The organism is Actinomyces howellii, from assembly GCF_900637165.1.
GTDB classification, from domain to species: domain Bacteria; phylum Actinomycetota; class Actinomycetes; order Actinomycetales; family Actinomycetaceae; genus Actinomyces; species Actinomyces howellii.
The window spans coordinates 3003103-3027114 of the sequence record NZ_LR134350.1 but is presented as its reverse complement, the minus strand read 5'-3'; the positions used below and the strand labels follow the sequence as shown (position 1 = coordinate 3027114).

At 72.0% G+C, this 24012-nt stretch carries 15 protein-coding genes; 8 read left to right on the top strand and 7 right to left on the bottom strand.

Annotated elements, in window-relative coordinates:
- Positions 1-68 precede the first annotated feature (68 nt).
- On the bottom strand, positions 69-1055 hold the full coding sequence (locus EL245_RS12630; RefSeq protein WP_126383646.1) for an electron transfer flavoprotein subunit alpha/FixB family protein: 987 nt from the start codon (positions 1053-1055) through the stop codon (positions 69-71).
- Between the two features lie 31 nt (positions 1056-1086).
- Positions 1087-1845, bottom strand: coding sequence for an electron transfer flavoprotein subunit beta/FixA family protein (locus tag EL245_RS12625; RefSeq protein ID WP_126383644.1), 759 nt, complete (start codon positions 1843-1845; stop codon positions 1087-1089).
- A 128-nt stretch (positions 1846-1973) separates the two neighbouring features.
- Between EL245_RS12625 and glgX the strand changes: the two genes are divergently transcribed.
- From glgX to glgB, 6 genes are all read left to right on the top strand, one after another.
- The gene (gene glgX / locus EL245_RS12620; protein ID WP_126383642.1) at positions 1974-4283 is read left to right on the top strand and encodes a glycogen debranching protein GlgX; all 2310 of its coding nucleotides are present in this window, start codon (positions 1974-1976) and stop codon (positions 4281-4283) included.
- Positions 4284-4351: 68 nt separating this feature from the next.
- The gene (gene trpS, locus EL245_RS12615) at positions 4352-5482 is read left to right on the top strand and encodes a tryptophan--tRNA ligase (RefSeq protein ID WP_126383640.1); all 1131 of its coding nucleotides are present in this window, start codon (positions 4352-4354) and stop codon (positions 5480-5482) included.
- Positions 5483-5735: 253 nt separating this feature from the next.
- Positions 5736-7811 (top strand): alpha-1,4-glucan--maltose-1-phosphate maltosyltransferase, encoded by a 2076-nt coding sequence (locus tag EL245_RS12610; protein WP_126384554.1) that lies wholly within the window; start codon positions 5736-5738, stop codon positions 7809-7811.
- Positions 7812-7977: 166 nt separating this feature from the next.
- Positions 7978-9702 (top strand): maltose alpha-D-glucosyltransferase, encoded by a 1725-nt coding sequence (gene treS / locus EL245_RS12605; protein WP_126383638.1) that lies wholly within the window; start codon positions 7978-7980, stop codon positions 9700-9702.
- A 1-nt stretch (position 9703) separates the two neighbouring features.
- The gene (locus EL245_RS12600; RefSeq protein ID WP_126383636.1) at positions 9704-11185 is read left to right on the top strand and encodes a phosphotransferase; all 1482 of its coding nucleotides are present in this window, start codon (positions 9704-9706) and stop codon (positions 11183-11185) included.
- Between the two features lie 113 nt (positions 11186-11298).
- The gene (gene glgB, locus EL245_RS12595) at positions 11299-13530 is read left to right on the top strand and encodes a 1,4-alpha-glucan branching protein GlgB (RefSeq protein ID WP_126383634.1); all 2232 of its coding nucleotides are present in this window, start codon (positions 11299-11301) and stop codon (positions 13528-13530) included.
- A gap of 95 nt (positions 13531-13625) precedes the next feature.
- Here glgB and EL245_RS12590 read toward each other — a convergent pair whose 3' ends face one another.
- Positions 13626-14888 carry an alpha-amylase family protein gene (locus tag EL245_RS12590; protein ID WP_232009781.1) on the bottom strand — a complete coding sequence of 421 codons (1263 nt, stop codon included), beginning with the start codon at positions 14886-14888 and terminating at the stop codon, positions 13626-13628.
- A gap of 295 nt (positions 14889-15183) precedes the next feature.
- Between EL245_RS12590 and EL245_RS12585 the strand changes: the two genes are divergently transcribed.
- Entirely contained in the window at positions 15184-17547 is a 2364-nt protein-coding gene (locus EL245_RS12585; protein WP_126383630.1) for a glycogen/starch/alpha-glucan phosphorylase, read from the top strand.
- Positions 17548-17659: 112 nt separating this feature from the next.
- On the opposite strand, the gene EL245_RS12580 is transcribed toward EL245_RS12585, so the two are convergent.
- The 3 genes from EL245_RS12580 to EL245_RS13445 form a co-directional block, all read right to left on the bottom strand.
- Entirely contained in the window at positions 17660-18577 is a 918-nt protein-coding gene (locus tag EL245_RS12580) for a tetratricopeptide repeat protein (RefSeq protein ID WP_126383628.1), read from the bottom strand.
- An 89-nt stretch (positions 18578-18666) separates the two neighbouring features.
- On the bottom strand, positions 18667-19680 hold the full coding sequence (locus tag EL245_RS12575) for a hypothetical protein (protein WP_126383626.1): 1014 nt from the start codon (positions 19678-19680) through the stop codon (positions 18667-18669).
- Positions 19677-21209 carry a hypothetical protein gene (locus EL245_RS13445; RefSeq protein ID WP_161512727.1) on the bottom strand — a complete coding sequence of 511 codons (1533 nt, stop codon included), beginning with the start codon at positions 21207-21209 and terminating at the stop codon, positions 19677-19679. Before EL245_RS13445 ends, EL245_RS12575 begins: the two co-directional genes overlap by 4 nt.
- 725 nt (positions 21210-21934) lie before the next feature.
- On the opposite strand from EL245_RS13445, the gene EL245_RS12565 reads away from it, so the two are divergent.
- Entirely contained in the window at positions 21935-23551 is a 1617-nt protein-coding gene (locus EL245_RS12565; RefSeq protein ID WP_126383624.1) for a DivIVA domain-containing protein, read from the top strand.
- 82 nt (positions 23552-23633) lie between these two features.
- On the opposite strand, the gene EL245_RS12560 is transcribed toward EL245_RS12565, so the two are convergent.
- Positions 23634-23996, bottom strand: coding sequence for a GntR family transcriptional regulator (locus tag EL245_RS12560; RefSeq protein WP_126383622.1), 363 nt, complete (start codon positions 23994-23996; stop codon positions 23634-23636).
- Positions 23997-24012 lie beyond the last annotated feature (16 nt).

Sequence of the window (24012 nt, the reverse complement as noted above, 5' to 3'; positions counted from 1 at the left end):
ACCGTTGGGACTGCGCTACGCAGCCACGGGATCCTCGGAGGTCCTTCCCCGATGGGCGCGTCAGGAGCTCAGGAGCGCAGGCGCTCGAGCTCCTCGACCAGCTGGGGTACGACCTGGGTGACGTCGCCGACGACGCCGAAGTCGGCGATCTCGAAGATCGGCGCCTCGGAGTCGTCGCAGACCGCCACGATCGCACCCGCACCCTGGATGCCGCTCGTGTGGTGCACGGCGCCCGAGACGCCCAGGCCGATGTACAGGCGCGGGGCGATGGACACCCCGGTCTGGCCGACCTGGGCGCTGCGCTCGATCCAGCCCTCGTCGCAGGCGACCCGGGTGGCGCCCACGGCGGCTCCCAGGGGCTCGGCCACGGAGCGCACGAGGTCGAAGTCGCCGTCGACGCCCCGCCCTCCGACGACGACGGTGCGCGCCTCGACGAGGTCGGGGCCGGCGGCCAGGGCGGCCTGCTCGCTCGAGACGAGCGTGACGGCGGCGGCCTCAGCGGAGAGCTCGACCTCGAGCGGCTCGACAGGCGCCGGGGAGGGGGCCGGGACCTCAGCGGCCTCGACGGCGCCGGGGCGCACGGCGACGACCGGGGCGCGGCCGGTGCTCGGCGCGACCGCCAGGGTCGTCGTCCACGAGCCCGACAGGACGAGCTTGGAGGCGCGCAGCTCGTCTCCCACGATCTCGAGGTCGGCGACGTCGCTGGCGCAGGCGGAGCCCAGGAGCACCACGGCGCGCCCGGCGACCTCCTTACCGCGGTAGTCGCTCGTGACGAGCACGACCCCGGGGGCGTGCGCGCCGACCGCCGCGAGGACCGCGTCAGCCGCGCCGGCCGCCACGACGGCGGTGGCGGGGCCCGCAGCGAGCACCCGGCCGGTACCGCAGCCGCTCAGGGAGGGGCTGGCGGCGGCGGCGCGGTCAGGGTCGGCAAGCACGAGGGCGATGACCTCCCCGCTGGTCAGGGCGCGTGCCGCGCTGACCAGCTCGAGGGCCGGGCCGGTGGGGGCTCCGGCCGCGTCGAGGTCTGCGAGCACGAGGACGGGTACGTCGAGCATGGTCGTGTCTTCTTCCTTGAGGTCCTGGGGCTCAGACGAGCTTGGAGTCCACGAGCCAGGCGGCGAGCTCGCGGCCGGCCTGGCCGGCGTCCGTGCGGATGGTTCCCGCCTGGCGGGCAGGGCGGGCCTCGGAGTCGACGACCCCCACTCCTGGCGCGGCGGCCTCGATGCCGATGTCGCCGGCCGACCAGAACTCGACCGGCTTCTTCTTGGCGGCGCGCATCGCCGCGAAGTTGGGGTAGCGGGGGTCGTTGGCCTGGTCGGTGACGGACACGAGGGCGGGCAGGGGGCAGGAGAGCACCTCGCGGACCGCGCCCACCGAGCGGGTCACGCTCACGGTGCCGGAGTCGACCTCGAGGCCGTTGGCCAGGGTGAGGGCGGGTCGACCCAGCGCTGCGGCCAGCGCGCCGGGGAGCATCGAGGTCATCGCGTCCAGCGACGCCATTCCGGTGACGACGAGGTCGACCTCCCCGAGGCGGTCGATCGCGGCCGCCAGGGCGCGGGCGGTGGTCACGACGTCGGCCCCCTCCAGGGTGTCGTCACTCACGACGACACCGCGGTCCGCACCCATCTGGAGGGCGCGGCGCACACCGTCCTCGGCGTCCTCAGGCCCCATGGTCAGGGCGACGACCTCGCCGCCGTGGTCCTCCACGAGGCTGACAGCGGCCTCGACGGCGTTCTCGTCGAGCTCGTTGAGGACGTCGTCCTCACCGCGCACGAGACGACCGTCCTCAAGCCGCCGCTCGGACTGCACGTCGGGGACGTGCTTGATGCAGACCACGATTTTCATGCCGACAAGATTGCCATATCTCCCTCGACGCTTCGGTGAGTGCTGCCTCACTCAGGCGCGCGCCATGCGCCCGAAGGTGACCTCTCTCGCCCTCCCCCGGTTGTCGCTCATCGTGCTGAGGCCAGACAATGGAGAGCATGTCCGTCTCACCCGCGTCGGAGCCAGCCCCGCTCGCCGCCTCCAGCGCCCTCGATCCCACGCGCCTGGGGGCCACCCTGGTCGCGGACGGCGCCGACTTCGCCGTCGTCGCGCCCCGGGCGCACGCGGTGGACCTGTGCCTCGTGGAGACGGATGAGCAGGGGCGGGTGGTCTCCGAGCGGCGCGTGGGCATGCACGGCCCGTCCCGGGGGGCGTGGAGCGCCCACGTCGAGGGGGTCAGTGCGGGCCAGCGCTACGGGTACAGGGTGCACGGGTCGTGGAACCCCTCCGAGGGCCTGCTGTTCAACCCCCGAAAGCTCCTGCTCGACCCCTACGCCCGGGCCATCGACTCCACCCCCCGGCTGAGCCCGTCCCTCTTCGCCCACGCCGTCACCCCCGAGCTCGCGCCCACCGGCTTCCCCCTCATGCCCTCCGAGCTCGACTCGGCCGACGACGTCGCGCGGGGCGTCGTGCTCGGAGCCCAGTTCCCCGTCGTGCCCGGGCCCCGGGTTCCCATGGACCGCACGGTCATCTACGAGACCCACGTCAAGGGCATGACCCACGACATGCCCGAGGTCCCGGCCGAGCTGCGGGGGACCTACGCGGGGATGGCTCATCCCGCGGTGATCTCCCACCTCACGTCGCTGGGGGTAACGACCATCGAGCTCCTGCCCATCCACGCGGGGTTCTCCGAGGCCTTCCTCCTCCAGCGGGGCAGGACGAACTACTGGGGGTACTCGACCCTGTCCTACTTCGCCCCTGAGCCCGCCTACGCCACCGCCTCCGCCAGGCGACGGGGGCCCCAGGCGGTCCTCGACGAGGTCCGCGGCATGGTCTCCCTCCTGCACGAGGCGGGGTTCGAGGTGCTCCTGGACGTCGTCTACAACCACACCTGCGAGTCCGGCGTCGACGGGCCGGCCCTGTCCCTGCGCGGGCTGGACAACCTCGAGTACTACCTGCACGCCAACCACCGCCCCGCCCAGTACGTCGACGTCACCGGCACCGGCAACACGGTCGACTTCCGCTCCACCCGCGCGGTCCAGCTCACCCTCGACTCCCTGCGCTATTGGGTCACGGAGGTCGGCGTCGACGGGTTCCGCTTCGACCTTGCGGTCACCCTGGGGCGGGACGCCAGTGAGTTCCACGCCCGCCACCCCCTGCTCATCGGGATCGCCACCGACCCCGTCCTCCAGCGGGTCAAGCTCATCGCCGAGCCGTGGGACATCGGCCCGGGCGGCTGGCGCACCGGAGAGTTCCCCTCGCCCTTCCACGACTGGAACGACCGCTACCGGGGCACCGTGCGCTCCTTCTGGCTGGGCGACGCCAAGGAGATGTCCAAGGGACGCCACGGAATGGACCTGCGCGACCTGGCCACGCGCCTGTCGGGCAGCGCCGACATGTTCTCCTACGGGGAGTACCCCGGGGGGCGCGGACCGCTCGGCTCGGTCAACTTCGTCACCGCCCACGACGGGTTCACCCTGCGCGACCTGGTCAGCTACGACCACAAGCACAACCTGGCCAACGGCGAGGACAACCGGGACGGCACCGACGACAACCGCTCCTGGAACCACGGCTTCGAGGGCCCGGTTCCCGAGGGGATGGGCGGCGGGCCCATCGAGGTGCTGCGACGGCGCTCCTCGCGCAACGTCCTGGGCACCCTGCTCATCTCGGCGGGCACGCCCATGATCCTGGGCGGGGACGAGATGGGCCGCACCCAGCAGGGAAACAACAACTCCTACTGCCAGGACTCTGAGATCTCCTGGTACGACTGGGAGCTGTCCACCTGGCAGCGCGACCTCATCGCCACGACCCGCTTCCTCATCTCCCTGCGCGAGGCGCACCCGGTCCTGCGTCCCACCGCCTTCGCCACCGGGGCGGTCCCCGAGGGCGACACCGTCCCCGACCTGGCCTGGTTCCGTGCCAGCGGAGAGTCGATGGACTCCGCGGCGTGGCACGACCCGGGCACCCGTGTCGTGCAGATGCTGCGCAACGGTCGACCCGTCGACGACCAGGACCTGCTCGTCATCATCAACGGCACGCTCGACCAGGTCGACGTCGTCCTGCCTCAGGCGCACTCCACCGACTGGCACCTTGTCTGGGACTCCACCTGGGCGGTGCCGCGCCCGCACACCTCGGCCTTCGCCCTGGCCCGGCGCGTGCGGCGCGGCTCCGCTCCCCCGCCGGCCAGGCACGCGGACCGGGGCTGGGTCGACTGCCGCCAGGACCGCCCCGGGGACACGACCACCCTCGACCCGCTGTCGATGCGGCTCTACCTGTCCGGCGAGCACCTGGAGCCCTGAGCCGGCCTCCGGCAGCCCGGGACGTCGGTGGTGATCAGCGCTGGGGCAACCACTTTAGTATTGCGCGCATGACCGAGCAGAACCCCGCCCCAGCGACTGCCTCGAGCGCCGAGGACGCCCTCGCCCGCTCCACCGACGAGGCCTCCCTGGCCCGCAGCCTGGCCCGCAGCGAGCAGATCCAGGCCGACCTCGACGTCAACCCCGGCCGCTACCGGATGCTCACCGGCGTGCGCCCGACGGGCAACATGCACCTGGGGCACTACTTCGGCACGATGCGCTCGTGGAAGGCGATCCAGGACCGCGGCGTCGACACCTGGATCCTCGTGGCCGACTACCAGGTCATCACCGACCGGGACGGGGTGGGCCCCATCCGCGAACGCGTCCTGTCCCTCGTGGCCGACACCCTGGCCGTCGGAGTCGACCCGTCGCGCTCGACCGTCTTCGCCCACTCGGCCGTGCCTGCCGCCAACCAGCTCATCCTCCCCTTCCTGTCCCTGGTCACCGAGTCCGAGCTGCACCGCAACCCCACGGTCAAGGCCGAGCTGGAGGCCACCGCCGGTCGCGCGATGAGCGGCCTCATGCTCACCTACCCCGTCCACCAGGCCGCCGACATCCTGTTCTGCCAGGCCAACCTCGTGCCCGTGGGCAAGGACCAGCTCCCCCACCTCGAGCAGGCTCGTCTCATCGCCCAGCGCTTCGACAGGCGCTACGGCCGCGCGGTCAAGGACCACCCGGTGTTCCGTCGCCCCGAGGCCCTCCTGTCCGAGGCCCCGCTCCTGCTGGGGCTGGACGGGGAGAAGATGAGCAAGTCGCGTCACAACACCATCGAGCTGCGCATGAGCGCCGACGAGACCGCCGCGGTCCTCAAGAAGGCCAAGACCGACTCCCAGCGGGTCATCACCTTCGACCCTGCGGCCCGCCCGGAGGTCTCCAACCTGCTCACCCTCGCCTCCCTGTGCGGGGCGGGCGCTCCCGAGCAAATCGCCGAGAGCATCGGCGACGCCGGCGCGGGCGCCCTCAAGGCACTGGTCACCGAGGCGGTCAACGAGTACTTCGCGCCCGTGCGAGCCCGTCGCGCCGAGCTGGTCGCGGACGAGGCCCACCTCCTGGCGGTCCTGCGCCAGGGCAACGACCGCGCCCGCGAGGTCGCCCAGACCACCCTCGACGCCGTGCGCACCGCCATGCACATGACCTACTGAACCCCACTGCCTGCTCAGCCTCCCGGGCCCACAGGGCCTGACCGGGCCGCCCTGACTGCCGGGGCGGCCCGGACCGCGAAGGCCCGGGGCCCCTCACACCACCGGGGCGGCGCCGATGCGTGTGCCCGCCGCGCAGTGCCCGGCACGGTGGGGCAGATGTGACTGTCAGGCCAGAGGGCCGTAGGCTTGTCGTGTGACCCCCAGCACGCCGCACCGCCGCGCGGCGTCCACACGAAAGGCCGCCGTGAAGACCATGCCGTCCAACGTCCCGACCTCGCCGTCCCAGGACTCAGCTCCCGCAGCCGAGACCCCCCGCCCAGCCGCGTACTCCCCGGTGGGCCGGATCCCCGTCACCGAGGTCTTCCCCGTCGTCGAGGACGGTCGCTGGCCGGCCAAGGCCGTGCCGGGGGAGGTCATTCCCGTGCGTGCCACGGTCTTCCGGGAGGGGCACGACCGCTTCGGCGCCACAGCCGTGCTCGTGCGCCCCGACGGGACCGACGGCCCCAGCGCGCGCATGCGGGAGATCGCCCCCGGCCGTGACCTGTACGAGGCTCGTCTGGCCCCCGACTCCCCCGGCGACTGGGGCCTGCGGGTCGAGGGCTGGTCGGACCCCTACGCCACGTGGGCCCATGACGCGGGCATCAAGGTCCCTGCCGGGGTCGACGTCGAGCTCATGCTCGAGGAGGGCGCCCGGGTCCTGGAGCGCGCCGCGGGGCTCGAGGAGCGCCCGGACCAGGACGCCGCCGTCCTCCGGGAGGCGGCCGCCGCGCTGCGGGACGCCTCCGCCCCGGCCGCCTCCCGGCTCGCCGCAGGGCTGGACGAGGGCGTCGTCTCGGCGCTCGAGCGCCTGCCGCTGCGTGACTTCGTGTCCCCGTCGGCCACCTACCCCCTTCAGGTCGACCGGCGCAGGGCGCTGGTCGGCTCCTGGTACGAGATCTTCCCCCGCTCCCTGGGATCAGGCACCGACGCCGAGGGGAACTGGCGCTCGGGGACCCTGCGCACCGCCACGGCCCGCCTCGACCGCATCGCCGCGATGGGCTTCGACGTCCTCTACCTCACCCCGATCTCCCCCATCGGGACGACCAACCGCAAGGGCAGGAACAACACGCTGACAGCACGCCCCGGCGACCCGGGCTCCCCCTACGGCATCGGCTCACCTGAGGGCGGGCACGACGTCGTCCACCCCGACCTGGGCACCTTCGAGGACTTCGACGCCCTCGTGGCCAGGGCCGGGGAGCTGGGGATGGAGGTCGCCCTCGACCTGGCGCTCCAGTGCTCACCCGACCACCCGTGGGTGAGCGAGCACCCCGAGTGGTTCACGGTCCTGGCCGACGGCTCCATCGCCTACGCCGAGAACCCGCCGAAGAAGTACCAGGACATCTACCCCCTCAACTTCGACAACGACCCCGAGGGCATCTACGACGCGATCCTCGAGGTGGTCACGACCTGGATCGAGCACGGCGTGACGATCTTCCGCGTCGACAACCCGCACACCAAGCCCCTGCCTTTCTGGCAGCGGCTCATCCGGGAGGTGCGCGCCTCGCACCCCGAGGTGCTCTTCCTGGCCGAGGCCTTCACCCGCCCGGCCATGATGCGCACGCTGGGCAAGATCGGCTTCAACCAGAGCTACACCTACTTCGCATGGCGCAACACCAAGGAGGAGCTGACCGACTACATGGTCGAGCTCTCCCAGGAGACCGCTCACGTCCTGCGCCCGGCCTTCTGGCCCACGACCCACGACATCCTCACCCCCTTCATGACCAACGGGAAGGTGGCCGCCTTCAAGCTGCGGGCCGTGCTCGCGGCCACGATGTCCCCGACCTGGGGCATCTACTCGGGCTACGAGCTGGCCGAGTCCACGCCGCGCCCAGGCTACGAGGAGCAGATCGACAACGAGAAGTACGAGTACAAGCCCCGTGACTTCGCGGCGGCCCGCACCAACGGCATCGAGGACCTCCTCACCCGCCTCAACGCGGCGCGTACCGCCCACCCCTGCCTCCAGCAGCTGCGGGACATCTGGTTCCACCCCACGAGCAACGACGCGCTCATCGCCTACTCCAAGCGGGTCGAGGCGGCGCACAGCCCCACCGGAGCCGACGACGTCGTCCTCACGGTGGTCAACCTCGACCCGCACCGTGCCCAGGAGGGCGAGGTCTTCCTCAACCTCGACCAGCTCGGCCTGCCCCCGGGCACCGACGGCTCCCGTCCCGTGGTCCACGTCACCGACGAGCTGACCGGCGCCTCCTACGACTGGAGCGGGACGAACTACGTGCGGCTGGACCCCTTCGGCGGCCAGGTCGCGCACGTGCTCAGCGTCGAGCCCCTGTGACCGGGGTGCGGGGCCGGCACGGCGTCGGCCCCGCACCGCAGCCGCCGGCACCCTCCCCTCAGGGAGCCCGCCCCGCAGGGAGGTCCCCCGTGAGGAGACCACCGGCCGCGGGGCCGGGCGCGCCCCGCCCCTCCACCATCGTCCACCACCACCAGAGAGGTCATGCGTGATCGCCTCCGTCTCCGCCGTCCCCGGCGTCCCCGACCTGCCTGCGCAGCCGCGACCGGGACTGACCGAGGACCCCGAGTGGTTCCGCACCGCCGTGTTCTACGAGGCGCTCCTGCGCTCCTACGCCGACTCCGACGCCGACGGCGTCGGTGACTTCGCGGGCCTGTCCTCCCGGCTCAACTACCTGGCCTGGCTCGGGGTGGACGCGATCTGGATCCCGCCCTTCTACCCCTCGCCCATGCGCGACGGCGGCTACGACATCTCCGACTACACCGGCATCGACCCGCGCTACGGGACGATGGAGGACTTCAGGAGCCTCGTGGCCGAGGCCCACGCCCGCGGCATCCGGATCATCATCGACATGGTCGTCAACCACACCTCGGACGCCCACCCCTGGTTCCAGGCCTCCCGGCACGACCCGACCGGACCCTTCGGTGACTTCTACGTGTGGGCGGACGACGACTCCGGCTACCCCGACACGCGCATCATCTTCATCGACACCGAGCCGTCGAACTGGAGCTACGACGAGGTGCGCGGCCAGTACTACTGGCACCGGTTCTTCGCCCACCAGCCCGACCTCAACTACGACAACCCCGACGTCATCGAGGCGATCCACGAGGTCATCCGCTTCTGGGCGCGGACCGGCGTCGACGGGTTCCGCCTCGACGCCATCCCCTACCTCATCGAGTCCGAGGGGACGAACTGCGAGAACCTTCCCGGCACCCACGCGGTCATCGCCGGGCTGCGCGAGATGATCGACCGGGAGTTCCCCGGGGTCATCACGATCGCCGAGGCCAACCAGTGGCCCGAGGACGTCGTCGAGTACTTCGGCACGGACCAGGCCCCGGAGTGCACGATGTGCTTCCACTTCCCGGTCATGCCCCGCATCTTCTACGCCCTGCGGGAGGAGTCCTCCCGGGCAGTGCGCGAGGTCCTGAGCAAGACGCCGGAGATTCCCGCGCACGGGCAGTGGGGCACCTTCCTGCGCAACCACGACGAGCTGACCCTTGAGATGGTCTCCGACGACGAGCGCGCCACGATGTACGGCTGGTACGCGCCCGAGGACCGGATGCGCGCCAACGTCGGTATCCGCAGGCGCCTGACGCCGCTGCTGGGCGACTCGCGCGCCGAGCTCGAGCTCGCCCACGCCCTCCTGCTGTCCCTGCCGGGCTCACCGTGCCTCTACTACGGAGACGAGATCGGCATGGGAGAGAACATCTGGCTGGCTGACCGCGACGCCGTGCGCACGCCCATGCAGTGGGACCACTCCGAGAACATGGGCTTCTCGACCTGCGAGGACCCCGAGTCCCTCACCCTGCCGCTCATCGACGCCCCCGGCTACGCCCAGCGCACGGTCGCCGACGCCCTGGCCACCCCCTCCTCCCTCCTGCACTTCACCCGCCGGCTGCTCCACCTGCGCCGCCAGCACCCGGTGCTGGGCCGCGGGTCCTTCCGGCTGTGCAGGACCTCCGACGACGCCGTCCTGGCCCACACGCGCACCGACGCCCCCACCCACGGCGGGGAGACGCTGCTGTGCGTGGCCAACCTGGCCGACGCCCCCCGCTCGGTGACCGTCGAGGTGCCCGAGCTGGCGGGACGGGCCACGACGGAGATCCTCGGCGGCGGGGTCTTCCCCGCCCTCGACGACCAGGGGCGTATTCACCTGACCCTCGGGGCGCGCGGCTACTACTGGCTGTCGGTCGAGGCTCCCCAGGAGGTCTGACATGAGCGCACAGCCCCCACCGGCCGACCCCCGCCGCTGGCCCGAGGACGAGGACCTCCTCACGGCGCTGTCCACCTGGATGGCCGAGCGCCGCTGGTTCCCCCTCAAGGGCGGGGCGGCCCCCGCCTCCGCCGCGCTGGGCATCGTCGCCGACGTGGCCCTCGCCCCGGGGGTGCGCGACCTCCTCATCGCGGTCCCCCGACCCCAGGGCCCGGGCCCGCTGCTCATGCACGTCCCCCTGGTCCTCGACACCCCCCAGGCCCTCGAGCGCTACGCGGTGGCCGGGGAACCTGAGGGCTCGGCAGGAACCGTGGCCCCCGGCCCGCAGGGCCCCGTTGCCCTCGTCGACGGGCCGCACCACCCCGCCTTCTGGCGCGCGTGGGCCCAGGCGGCCCAGGAGGCCGGCACGAGCCTGGGACCCGAGGGACCGCGGGTCGTGTCCGGCCGGGCCGCCCGGCTTCGGGTGACCACCGGGGAGCAGTCCAACACGAGTGTCGTCCTGCCCGCCCCTCCTGGCGGCGACGAGCTGGACGAGGACCTCATCGTCAAGGTCTTCCGGGTCCTGGCGCACGGCCGCAACCCCGACGTCGAGGTCTCGGCGGCCCTGGCCCGCCTGGGCTGGGAGCACGTGCGCCGTCCCGTGGCCTGGTCGACCCTGGGGTGGACCGACCCCGCCACCGGGACGGCAGCCCTGTCCGACTCCGCCGTGGCCTGCACCTTCATCCCCGTGGCCGACGACGGCTTCGAGCTGTTCTGCGCCCTGGCGGCCGACGACGACGCCGCCGGCCCGGTGCGCGAGCGCGCCGTGGGGCTCGCACGGGACCTGGGGACGACGACCGCTCAGATGCACGAGCGCCTGGCCCGTGCGCTGGGCACCAACGAGCCGCGCTCGCCCCGGGAGCTGGCTCAGGCGCTGCGGCTCCGGGCCGAGTGGGCCTGCAGGGAGGTGCCCTCGCTGGCCTCGGCGGTCCCGGGCCTGGAGGCAGGGGTGAGCAGGGTCCTCGAGGCGCTCGAGGCGCTGCCCCGCCTGGAGCGGGCCAGCCGGGTCCACGGCGACTACCACCTGGGGCAGGTCCTGCGGGAGGCTGGGGAGCCAGGACGCTGGTACGTCCTGGACTTCGAGGGCGAGCCCCTGCGCCCCCTGACCGAGCGCTCCGAGCCCGACCAGCCCCTGCGGGACGTGGCCGGGATGCTGCGCTCCTTCGACTACGCCGCCGCGGTGGGCCGCGCCCGGCACGAGGACTGGCTGCCCGCGGTCCGCTCCGCCTTCCGCCTCGGGTACGCCAGCGCCCGCTCATCGGGCGAGGAGCAGGACCCGGGCGGCGAGCGGACCGAGGAGCGTCAGCGCGCCGACACGCTCCTGGCTGCCCTCGAGCTCGACAAGGCGCTCTACGAGGCGGTCTACGAGGCCCGCAACCGCCCCGACTGGCTGGAGATCCCGGTCAGGGCCCTGAGGCTTCTCACCACACGAGCCGATGATTGAAGTCGATTGATGACCGTGATTCTTGATCACTTGCAGGCATCTTGTCGGCAGCCCTCGATTCGACCCGAACAAAGTCCCCCGCCACCGTCCACGCCCATGGGAGAGTTGAGCACATGACCGACGCCACGCACCCCGAGCCCGCACCCGAGTCCACACCCGAGTCCACCGCCGTCCACGTCGACCCCTGGGTCCTTGCCGACGTCGCCTATGCGCGCTACCACAACCCCCACGAGGTGCTCGGAGCCCATGTGGGCTCCGGCGGGGTGACGGTGCGCACCGTGCGCCACCTCGCCGACGCCGTCTCCGTCGTCACGGCCGAGGGCACCTTCCCCGCCCGCCACGAGCAGGACGGGGTGTGGGTCGCAGTCGTCCCGGGCGACGCCATCCCGGACTACCGCATCGCGGTCACCTACGGCGAGGACACCACCGTCGTCGACGACCCCTACCGCTTCCTGCCGACCCTGGGGGAGATGGACACCTATCTCATCTCCGAGGGCCGGCACGAGGAGCTGTGGGAGGTCCTGGGCGCGCACGTCAAGCACTACTCCGGCCCGATGGGGGCCGTCGAGGGCGTGGCCTTCGCCGTGTGGGCGCCCAACGCCCGGGCCGTGCGCGTCGTGGGCGACTTCAACTACTGGGACGGCACCGGCTCGGCGATGCGCTCCCTGGGCCACTCCGGTGTCTGGGAGCTGTTCGTCCCCGGCGTGGGCGTGGGCGCCCGTTACAAGTTCGAGCTGTGCTTCGCCGACGGGTCCTGGCACCAGAAGGCCGACCCGATGGCCCGCGCCTCGGAGGTCCCCCCGGCGACGGCCTCGGTCGTCACCGACGCCGTCCACGAGTGGGGCGACCAGGAGTGGATGGAGCGCCGCAAGACGACCGACCCCCACGCCGGCCCGATGAGCATCTACGAGGTCCACCTCGGGTCCTGGCGCCAGGGCCTGGGCTACCGCGGCCTGGCCGAGGAGCTCGTCCCCTACGTCAAGGAGGCCGGCTTCACCCACGTGGAGTTCCTGCCGGTGGCCGAGCACCCCTTCGGCGGCTCCTGGGGGTACCAGGTCACCGGCTACTACGCCCCGACCTCCCGCTTCGGCACGCCCGACGACTTCAAGTACCTCGTCGACCAGCTCCACCAGGCGGGAATCGGCGTCATCCTGGACTGGGTGCCGGCCCACTTCCCCAAGGACGAGTGGGCACTGGCGCGCTTCGACGGCACCGCACTGTACGAGGACCCCGACCCGCAGCGCGGCGAGCACCCGGACTGGGGCACCTACATCTTCAACTTCGGTCGTAACGAGGTGCGCAACTTCCTCGTGGCCAACGCCCTGTACTGGCTCAGCGAGTTCCACGCCGACGGCCTGCGCGTCGACGCGGTCGCCTCCATGCTCTACCTCGACTACTCGCGCGAGGAGGGCCAGTGGCACCCCAACCAGTTCGGCGGGCGGGAGAACCTCGAGGCGATCAGCTTCCTCCAGGAGGCCACCGCGACCGCCTACCGCAAGAACCCCGGCACGGTCATGATCGCCGAGGAGTCCACCGCCTGGCCCGGGGTGACCGCCCCCACCGAGTACGGCGGCCTGGGCTTCGGGCTCAAGTGGAACATGGGCTGGATGAACGACACGCTGCGCTACCTCGACGAGCTGCCGATCAACCGCCGGTACCACCACGGCGAGCTCACTTTCTCCCTCGTCTACGCCTTCTCCGAGCAGTTCATCCTGCCGCTCAGCCACGACGAGGTCGTCCACGGCAAGGGGTCCCTGCTGTCCAAGATGCCCGGTGACGCCTGGCAGGAGCTGGCGGGCCTGCGTGCCCTCTACGCCTACCAGTGGTCCCACCCCGGCAAGCAGCTGCTGTTCATGGGCCAGGAGTTCGGCCAGGGCGCCGAGTGGAACTCGGACCACTCCCTGGACTGGTGGATCCTGGAGGACCCGGGCCACCAGGGACTGCTCAAGCTCGTCAGCGACCTCAACGGCTTCTACCGGCAGTCGCCGGCCATGTGGGCCGACGACTTCTCCCACCGGGGCTTTGAGTGGATCGAGGCCGGCGACGGCGACCACAACGTCCTGTCCTACCTGCGCAAGGGGACGGGCCCCGACGGCCGGGCCGACCTCGTCGTGGCGGTCATCAACTTCGCCGGGACCCCGCACGAGGGCTACCGCGTGGGCCTGCCCTTCGCCGGAGGCTGGGACGAGGTCATCAACACCGACTCCCCGGAGTACGGCGGCTCCGGCGTGGGTAACCTCGGACACGTCGAGGCCGAGGAGCTGCCGTGGAACGGCCGTCCCGCCTCGGTGCGTCTGCGCGTGCCCCCGATGGGAGCGATCTTCCTGCGCCCGACCAGGGACTGAGACGGGCGCGTCCAGGGGCGCGGTTCGCGGCGGTGCGCTGCGGGCCGCGCCCTGTCGCGTGCACCGCCTGGGCCGGTGGGCGCGGGGGCGCAGCCTCAGCCGATCCGGACGGCCGGCTCCCCGGGAGGGGTGATGAGCGCCGTCGGCCGGGGGTCCAGGTGCAGGTCGACGGCCAGCCTCTGACCGTCGGGGCCCACCGCCTCGTAGCCGTAGGAGCGGTTGTCCAGGTGCCTCACCTCGGTCCTGGCGGTGACCAGCCACGGGTGCCTGCGACGCAGCGCGATGAGCTCCTGGTGCAGCCTCATCATCGGCGCCCCCAGGGGGCTCAGCCCCTCGGGACCGTCGGGGAAGGCGGGTCTGACGGCGTCGTCCCCGCCCAGCTCCTCGGTCTTGACGCCGCGGAAGGCCTGCTCGTCGCCGTAGTAGACCGACGGGATCCCCCCGACGGTGAGCAGGACGGAAAGGGCCAGGCGCATCGCCTCGTCGCCGATCCGGCTGGCGAGGCGGGTGACGTCGTGGTTGCCGACGAAGGTCATCGGGGTCATCGTGGCGAGCAGCTCGTTGTGCCGCGCCAGGCACCAGTCGAGCTCGTAGAAGTTGGCGTCGGCCAGCGCGCTCCAGATCGCCTTCCACAGCTCGTACTGGGTGACCGAGTCCATCCCGGAGCGCTCGACGATGTCGAGGTAGTCGCCGTGGATGACCTCTCCGACGAACCAGGCCTCGGGGAACTCCTCGCGGACGCGCGGCAGGACGCGGCTCCAGAACTCCGGGGCGACGGCGTAGGCGGCGTCGAGCCTCCAGGCGGACGCGCCGCGGCGCAGCCAGTGGCTCATGACGTCGACGACGAGGTCGGCGACCTGCGGGGAGTCGTGGTTGAGCACCGCGAGCCCACGGTGCCCCTCGAAGTCGCGGTAGTCCGGTTCGCTCCCCTGCCCCCGGGTGAGGTGGAACATGGAGGCGGCTGCGTCGTCTCCCGCCATCGCGGCCCTGAGCAGCGGGTGAGCGGTGCCGACGTGGTTGAACACCCCGTCGAGCATGACCTTGATCCCGCGGTCCTGGCACGCGGCGACAAGGCGGTCGAAACCGGCGTCGTCACCGAGCCTGGGGTCGATCGAGTAGAAGTCCACGGTGTCGTAGCCGTGGGTCTGGGAGGTGAAGACGGGCCCGAGGGCCAGGCCGTTGGCACCGAGGTCGATGAGGTAGTCGAGCCAGGGCCCCAGGACGGAGTCCAGCCCCCGTGCGCAGGGGGCGTCCTCGTCCGCCTCCGGCCGGATCGGGGCTCCGGCGAAACCCAACGGGTACACGTGCCACCACACGCACTGTTGAATCCAGGTGTACACGACCACGGTCCTCGTCACGTATCGGCCTCGGGTATCTGGATGCCCACCAGGCGGCTCGTCGGCGAGCCGTGCCTGGCGGGGCCAGGTTAGGGCGCGCCCGTGCGCAGCGTCAACGACCGCCGCCCGGCCGGTCGTGTCCGGAATGACAGCGCACAGACGGGCGCCACGGGGCGGTGGCCGGTAGGCTCGTGAGTGTCCGCGAATGGGCCCGGTCGTCTGGGCACGTGTTCCCATGGGGCGGCCAGCCCCGTCATGCGCTGACCGGTTGCAGCCGGGCTGCGACCCGACAACAGAGTCTGACAAGGGAAGAAGAATGACGCAGAACCTGGCCGCCACCGTGCCCTCACAGATCAGGGCCGTCTCCGGTCACCCCGCCGGAGCCTCGACCCCGATGGAGGTGTGGCAGGGCCTGTCCGCTGCCGTCGTCGACGCCATCGCGGACGACTGGTACGCCACCGAGCAGAAGTACCGCGCAGGCCGGATGGAGCACTACTTCTCCGCGGAGTTCCTCATGGGCCGCGCGCTGCTCAACAACCTGAGCAACCTGGGGCTGGTCGAGCAGGCTCGCCAGGCGCTGGGCTCCTTCGGGCAGAACCTCTCGGAGATCCTCGAGGAGGAGCCGGACGCCGCGCTGGGCAACGGTGGTCTGGGCCGCCTGGCGGCATGTTTCCTCGACTCGTGCGCGACCCTCGACCTGCCGGTGGCCGGATACGGGATCCTCTACCGCTACGGCTTGTTCAAGCAGCTGTTCAACGACGGCTTCCAGACCGAGCACCCCGACCCGTGGATGGAGGAGGGCTACCCCTTCGTCCTGCGCCGCGAGGAGGCCCAGCGCATCGTGCGCTACGCGGACCTGACCGTGCGCGCGGTCCCCTACGACATGCCGATCACCGGTTACGGAACCCGTAACGTCAACACCCTGCGCCTGTGGAAGGCCGAGCCGATGGAGGAGTTTGACTACGACGCCTTCAACTCCCAGCGCTTCACCGACGCGATCGTCGAGCGCGAGCGCACCGCCGACATCTCCCGGGTCCTCTACCCCAACGACACGACCTACGAGGGGAAGGTCCTGCGCGTCCGCCAGCAGTACTTCTTCTGCTCCGCCTCCCTCCAGGAGATCGTCGACAACTACGTCGCCCAGCACGGCACGGACCTGACCGGCTTCGCCGAGTTCAACTCCGTCCAGCTCAACGACACCCACCCGGTGCTGGCCATCCCCGAGCTCATGCGCCTGCTCATGGACGAGCACCACCTGGGCTGGGAGGAGGCCTGGTCGGTGGTGACCGCCACCTTCGCCTACACGAACCACACGGTCCTGGCCGAGGCCCTCGAGACCTGGGAGATCTCCATCTTTGAGCGGCTCTTCCCGCGGATCCTCGAGATCGTCCGTGAGATCGACAGGCGCTTCCGCACCGACCTGGCCGACCGGGGCGTGGACCACTCGACGATCGAGTACATCGCCCCTGTGAGCGGGGGCAAGGTCCGCATGGCGTGGATCGCGTGCTACGCGTCGTACTCGATCAACGGCGTGGCCGCTCTGCACACCGAGATCCTCAAGCGCGACACCCTCAAGGACTGGTACGCCATCTGGCCCGAGCGCTTCAACAACAAGACCAACGGCGTGACCCCCCGCAGGTGGCTGCGCCAGTGCAACCCTCGCCTGTCCGCGCTGCTCGACGAGGTGACGGGTTCCGACGCCTGGGTCACGGACCTGTCGGTCCTAGCCGACTACGTCGACGCGGCCGACGACACCGTCCTGGACCGGCTGGCCGAGATCAAGCACGCCAACAAGGTCGACTTCGCGGCCTGGGTCGCTCAGCGCGAGGGCGTCGAGATCGACCCCGAGGCGATCTTCGACGTCCAGATCAAGCGCCTTCACGAGTACAAGCGTCAGCTGCTCAACGCGATCTACGTCCTTGACCTCTACTTCCGCATGAAGGACGACCCCTCGCTCGTCGTGCCGCCGCGGGTCTTCGTGTTCGGCGCCAAGGCAGCCCCCGGCTACATCCGCGCCAAGGCGGTCATCAAGCTCATCAACGCGGTCGCCGAGCTGGTCAACAACGACCCGGTCGTCTCCCAGATCCTCAAGGTCGTGTTCATCCACAACTACAACGTCTCCCCCGCCGAGCACATCATCCCGGCGGCCGACGTCTCCGAGCAGATCTCGATGGCCGGCAAGGAGGCCTCGGGTACCTCGAACATGAAGTTCATGATGAACGGCGCCCTGACCCTGGGCACGCTCGACGGCGCGAACGTCGAGATCCTGGAGTCCGTCGGCCCGGACAACGCCTACATCTTCGGGGCGACCGAGGACGAGTTGCCGGCCTTGCGCGAGACCTACGACCCGCGGGCCGTCTACGAGTCCGTCCCCGGGCTCAAGCGGGTGCTGGACGCCCTGACCGACGGGACCCTGGACGATAACGGCTCGGGCTGGTTCGCCGACCTGCGGCGCAGCCTGCTCGAGTCGAGCCACGAGTCGGCTGACGTCTACTACGTCCTGGGTGACTTCGAGGCCTACCGACAGACCAAGGACGCGATGGCCGCCGACTACGCCGACCAGCGGGCCTGGCAGCGCAAGGCCTGGGTCAACATCACCGGTTCGGGCCGCTTCTCCTCGGACCGTACGATCCGTGACTACGCCCAGGTGTGGCAGATCAGCCCCGCGCCGATCGCCTGATCCTCCCTCACGCGGCGGGGCCGGCCACTGGTGACAGTGGCCGGCCCCGCCGCGTGTCTCTCGGGTGCGCACCGGTCGGTGCGCATCCGAGGGCACCCGAGAAACGAGCGGGTCAGAACAGGAGGGTGGACAGCCGGCGCCGGGCCCGGACCACCTCGGGTGCGTCGGCGCCGATGACCCCGAAGAGCTCCAGGGCGCGAAGGCGGGCCCGGTCCCGATCGGCACCGGTGTGGGTGCGCACGGCCTCGAGAACGAGCTCGAGCGCGCCCTCGACGTCTCCGAGGGCCAGTGCGGCGTCGGCGGCGGCGAGCGCCGCGTCGAGATCGGCAGGATCAGCCTGGGCGGCAGCCAGGAGGGCCGCCGGGTCCTGACCGTCGAGGCGGCCCATCATGCGCACCTGGTCGCGGGCGACGACGAGCTGGGAGTCTGCCGGGTTGTTCGCGATGGCCTTGTCGTAGACGGCCTGGGCACCGGCCCAGTCGCCGCGCTCGATGGCCTCACGGGCCTCGCGCTCGACCTCGGTCTCCTCCTGCGGGGCAGGGGCGGGCTCGCCGTCCACGGCGATGCGCCCGGTCACCCCGTTGCGGGCGGCGAGCGCAAGGAGCTGGTCGAGCACGCCACGCAGCTCCTCCTCGGAGATCGTTCCCTGGAAGATCGGTACCGGCTGTCCGGCCAGGAGCGCCAGGACCGTCGGGACGGCCTGGACCTGGAGGGCCTGGGCCACCTCGGGGGCCGCGTCTGCGTCCACGCGGGCGAGCTCGAAGGCGCCTGCGTGCTCCTGGGTCAGCCGCTCAAGCGTCGTGGCGAGATCGACCGAGGCCTGGGAACGGGCCGAGTACACGACGAGGACGACCGGGACCTGGGTGGAGACCTCCGCGACGTCACGCAGGGAGGTCGCGTCGACATCGACGACGAGAGGGGCGGGCAACCCGCCCTGCGGTGCCGTTCCGGCTCCCGAGGAGCCCGCGGGTGCCTGCTGCGCAGGGGTCGAGGCCAAGGAGGACAGGTCGACGGCTCCGAACATGGACATGGACACAACCTTTCTCGGGCGGGGCCCGGTGTTGACAGGCAGGTGCGCGCCCGTCCCGCACGGCGGGACGGGCGCGGCAGGGGGGACGATCAGCCGGTCGGCGCCTGGGAGTCATCGCGCGTGACTCCCGCGATGACGCTGTCCATGCCCAGCGCGACCGCGTTGGTGTCGGACCCCTCGGGCGGGATCGAGAAGGCGATCATGACGTCGTAGGAGGCGGTCACGGTGCCCACGACCGTCTTGTTGTCGCCCATGAGCGCGCCCGCGGCGTCATCGACGCTGATCGTCGAGCCGGCGACCGTGTTCTTGTAGACGCGGTCGTAGCGCAAGGCGGTCATGACCAGTGCGCCGCCCTCGGCGGTCCGCAGCCCCTTGAACCCGTCGGTGCCCGCTGTCGCGGTCACGGTGGCCTCACCCATGCCGGAGAAGTCCGTGGCACGGGCGGTGGCGACCGTCTGGCGCAGGAGGTCGTCGGCGAAGGCCTTGCCGTTGTCCCCCTCGGGGTTGTTGAGCGCGTCGACGTAGCGGTCCAGGACCTCCTGGGGGGTCGCCACCAGGCCCGTGGCGTCGGCCTCGATCTGCTCGGCACCCACGGAGGGAGCGGCGGTCGCCGGGACCACGACCCCCGCGAAGAGACGGGCCCACCCCCACAGCTGGAAGTCATCCCGCGCGGAGTCCTGGGTCAGGGCCAGGAGGTACTCGACCGAGTCCCCCTCGGCCACCTCGGTGACCGCCAGGGCGGTGCGGGGGAACTGCGTGGTCAGGCCGACGGTCCCCGCCTTCGGCGTCGTGGTGAAGGTGTGCACCCGGGTGTCGTCGCCGGTCGCGGTGGCGATCGTGTACTGCTCCCCACGGACCCTGGCTGCCGGGCCGGTGAGGTACCCGCTCAGGGCGTCAGGGGACTTCTCGGCGTCGGCGGCGTCCATGCCCTTCTGGATCCGAGCCAGGATGGTGGTCAGGCGCTCGGAGTCCAGCACCGGCTGCGCTGACGGGCTGGTCGTGGCGGCCGAGTTCGTGGGCACCTCGTTGCTGCAGGCGGCCAGGGCGGCCGCCACAGCCGTGGCGGCGGCACCTGTGAGCAGTGCTCGGCGGCTGGTCATCATGCGTGCTCCTCCTCGGAGGGGTCGGTCACGGGCGTGCCGGCGGCCGGGCCCGTCGTCTGAGCGCCCGGGGCGTCGGGCTCCTGGTCGGTCACGGCGAAGGGGGCCGAGGGAACCTCGCGGCCCGCACGGTAGGCCGCTGCGTCCTGCTGGGACAGTCCCGGGACGACGGCGCTTCCACGGGCCGGTCCCACCGGGGCGCCCGCGCCTGCCTGCTCGCCCGCAGCGGGCACCGGGAAGACCGGGGAACCGGTCGAGGGGGCCGGCATGACCGGGGAACCGGTCGAGGGGGCCGGCATGACCGGAGAGCCCGGGGACGGGGTGGGCATCACAGGGCCACCGGGCCCAGAGACCGGCGTGACCGGAGAGCCCGGGGACGGGGCGGGCTGCACGGGGCCACCGGGCCCAGGGACCGGCGTGACCGGAGAGCCCGGGGACGGGGCGGGCGCAACAGGGGCACCCGGACCTGCGGGGAAGGGTCCTGCCGCCGGGGACCCGGCCTCGGCGGGGGTCGCCCCCGCCTCGAGGACCGAGGTGGAGTCCGCGTCAAGGACTGAGGTCGAGTCCGCGTCGAAGGCAGGGGCGGCGGGCACGGCCGGCACCTCGACGCCACCGCGGGAGACCTGCCCGGTGCGCGGGTCGATCCACTCCTCGCCCGCTGCCTCAGCGCGCTCCTTGTCGCGCAGCTCCCTGCGGCTCAGCGGCCGGTCGGGGTCGGTGACCTGCGGGATCCCGGCCGTGGACACCGAGTCCGCGCGCGCCAGGCGGGCGGCGCGCTCGGCTGCCCGGGCCCTGCGCTGGGCGTCCGCGTGCCGGACCTGGATGTCGACGAGGAAGAGGAAGACCCCGGCCAGCAGCAGCAGGCCACCGACGACCAGACCGGGAACCAGCCACGGGGTGGACACCGACCTGGGCCAGGACAGCGAGACCTGCGGGGCGGGGTCCGATCCGTTGGTCGCCACGAGCACGACAAGGTCGGTGTCGGTGGCGTCGAGCTCGAGGGTCGCGCTGCCGGTGCCGGCCTCGGTAGCCAGCCACAGGTCAGATGAGGTCGGGTCGGCGCCGGAGCTCTCCAGCGCGGTGCACTCTCCCGAGCTCGCCGCGGCGGTGGCGGCGTCGCTGGCGGCTGCGGTCGCGGCGTCGGTGGAGGCCGCGGAGGGGGCCTCGGTGGGCTGGGTGGCGGGAAGCTGGCAGGTCGTCGTGATCTCCGTGGACTTCAGCGTCTCCCAGTCCGTCAGGCCCGTGACCGACACGTAGGGGTCGGTGGCGAGCCAAGCCTTGACGTCGCTGGAGTGGCCGACCGCGATGACGACGTCCTCGTCGGAGGAGGCCGCGGTGGCCGTGACCGTCACGTCTGAGTCGACCAGGCTGAGGACGCCGGGCTCGGTGACGACGTAGTTCTGGGTGGGCGCGGCGGCAAGACTCGCCTGGGCGGTCGAGCTGGGCCGCCAGATGGTGGCCGAGCACACTGCCAGGGCGATGGCGATCAGGCCGAGCACGGCGATGATCACGCTCAGGATCCGTCGGTTCACGACGCGGCTCTCCTCGTGGTTGTGGACATGGCTGACCGGCTGGCGACCGGTCCGTGCCCCGGGTCACCACGTGGTGGCGACCGCTGCTGCGGCACGATCGACTGTCAGAATCCCACGCCGTGAGACCTCGCCGCACCGTTCCCGGCAAAGATCACAGGTTCCTGCGCCATGAGCGGAAGCCATAGGTCCGCCTCTTCAATGCTCGTCGACGCCGTCCCGACCCGCCCGTCACCCTCGTGGGCGCTCGCACTGACCCCGCGGCACCCCCGGGCTCCCGCGGGACGGCGTCGTCCACTGGCGTCCCGGTACCCGGAGCGCGGCATGCGGTGCCCGGCCGCGAGAGCACTCGGGTCACAGTCTGGTCACGGCTGGGTCCCCTCGTCCTCGCCGTGACGGTCCCCCTCGGCGCACCGGCCCCGGCACGACAGCGGCACGGCGCCGGCCTCGTCCCGCCGCGGCGCCGGGGCGGGTTGACGGCGATCCTGAGGCGATACCGGGGCAATCTCGGGGCTTTCTCGGGGCGGTCGCGGACTGGACCCAGGGCTGTGTCAGGGAGGTCTCGCCCTGTCCTGGCGGCGCCGCGTCCGCTGAGCGCCGTGACCGTCGCGTGACCGAGCCCTCCGGCGCACTCATCGTCCTTGCCAGGGCGGTTCAAGCACGCTTGTCAGCGCGATAACCTTGCCCGGTGAGCGGCGCCGCTTCGGCCCGCCAGGAGGAGGAGTGACGTGGCCGAGGGGACCGAGGAGTTCGCCATCACCATGCGCGGTTACGACCGCGCCCAGGTCGACCAGCGCCTGGAGGCGCTGAACCGGCAGCTGGCAGACGCTCGCAGGGAGGTGGCGAGCCTGGACCAGCGCGCGATGACGCTCGCCGGCGAGCTCGCCGACGCCCAGCGCCGTCTGCGCGAGTCGGACAAGCCCACCTACGCCGGGCTGGGGTCCCGGATCGAGCAGCTGCTGCGCAGCGCCGAGGAGCAGTCGGCAGCCATCCTGTCCAAGGCCAACTCCGAGGCCAACGCCCTGCTCAGCCGTACCCGCTCCAACGCCCGCCACCTGGCCGAGCGCAGCGCCGCCGAGGCCGCCACGCTCCTGTCCGACGCCCGGCGCGACGCCTCCGAGCTGCGTACGCGCTCCGAGGCGGAGGCCTCAACGACCCTGGCCAACGCCGAGGCCCGCGCCGGCGAGCTCGTCGTGACCGCTGAGCGGCGGGCGGCCCAGCTGACCTCGGAGGTCTCGACGACCGCGGCCGAGGCGCGCGCCTCGGCCGAGCGCGACGCCCAGCTCATCGTCGCCCAGGCCAAGAAGACCGCCACCGAGCTCGAGGTCTCGAGCGAGCGTGAGGCGACGGCGCTGCGCGAGGCGGCTGCCGCCGAGGCCGAGGAGCTGCGGCGCAGCTCCTCGGAGCAGGCGGAGTCCACGGTGTCCACCGCGCAGGAGGAGGCCCGCCTGACCCTGGACAAGGCGCGGGCCGAGGCCGAGTCCCTGCTGTCCCAGGCGCGCTCCGAGGCGGAGTCCCTGCGCCGTTCGGCGGCGGCTGAGGCTGACGCCGCCCGGACCGAGGCCACTGAGCTGCGCCAGCAGGCTGCCCTTGAGGTCGCTCACGCCCACGAGACGGCGGCCAGGGAGGACGCCGAGGCGCACGAGGCCACGCGCACCAGGCTGGCGGAGATGACGCAGCGGGCTGAGGAGCAGGCGGCTGACGCCGAGCAGCGCCTCGAGCAGGCGCTTGCCCGGGCTGAGGCCGTGCGGGCCGAGACCGACCAGGCCGTCCGGGCCCGCCAGGAGGCCGCGACGCGGCAGGCTGAGGACACGCTGCGCGAGGCCCGGGAGGAGGCGACCCGCATCATGGCCGATGCCCGGGTCGACGCCGACGCCGAGGTCTCGGCCGCGGCACGGCAGGTCGAGGAGCTCGAGCGCCAGCGCGACTCCGTGACCAACTACCTCGAGGAGATGCGCGGGGTCCTGGGCAATGTCCTGCCCCACGTGTCGGTCTTCTCCGACGTCATCTCCGAGGCGCTGGACTCCTCGCCCGCATCCGGCGGCCAGGACGAGGTCCCCGAGGAGGAGGCCGGCCAGGACGCGGTCGCGCAGGACGGCGAGGACGAGCCGACCGACGGCGAGACCGCCCCGTCCTCCGAGCCTGGCGCACAGGACGCCCAGGACAGCCCGGCGCCCCCGCCCTCCGCCGAGGACGAGGCGGCCGCCTCCTCGCCCGCCTCAGCCCAGGCGGCTCCTGGCGCTGCGAGGACGACGACCGCAGCCAAGCAGTCGTCCTCGGGCCGCCGGCCCTCGGGCTCGGCGCCGCGTCAGCCCAGGCCGCCCCGGGGCTCCTCACGCCGCTGAGGCCCGGCAGAACGCGCCCGTCCCCGCTCCGGGACGGGCGCGTTCTGCGTGCTGTCGGCCGGGGCGGGTGCCCCCGGCGGGGTTAGCCCCAGGCCCGCTCGACCAGGGCGAGGGCCTGCTCCCGGGTCAGGCCCAGATCGCGCATCGAGGTCGTGAAGCGCAGCGCCTCGCGCTCCCCGGCCGTCCCGGACTGGTCGACGATGAAGGTCCCTTGGCGCCCCCGGCCCTCGACGAACCCGGCGATCTCGAGCTCGCGGTAGACCTTGGCCACGGTGTTGACCGCCACCTGCAGCTCTGCGGCGAGCGCCCGGGTGGTGGGCAGGCGCATCCCGGGCTGGAGCCTGCCGAAGGTCACCTCAGAGCTGATCGCTGAGCATATCTGCGAGAACACGGGCTCAGGCGAGCTCGAGTCGAGGGAGATGCGCAGCCGGGCTGAGGTGGTCATACCTCTAGTCTGCGAC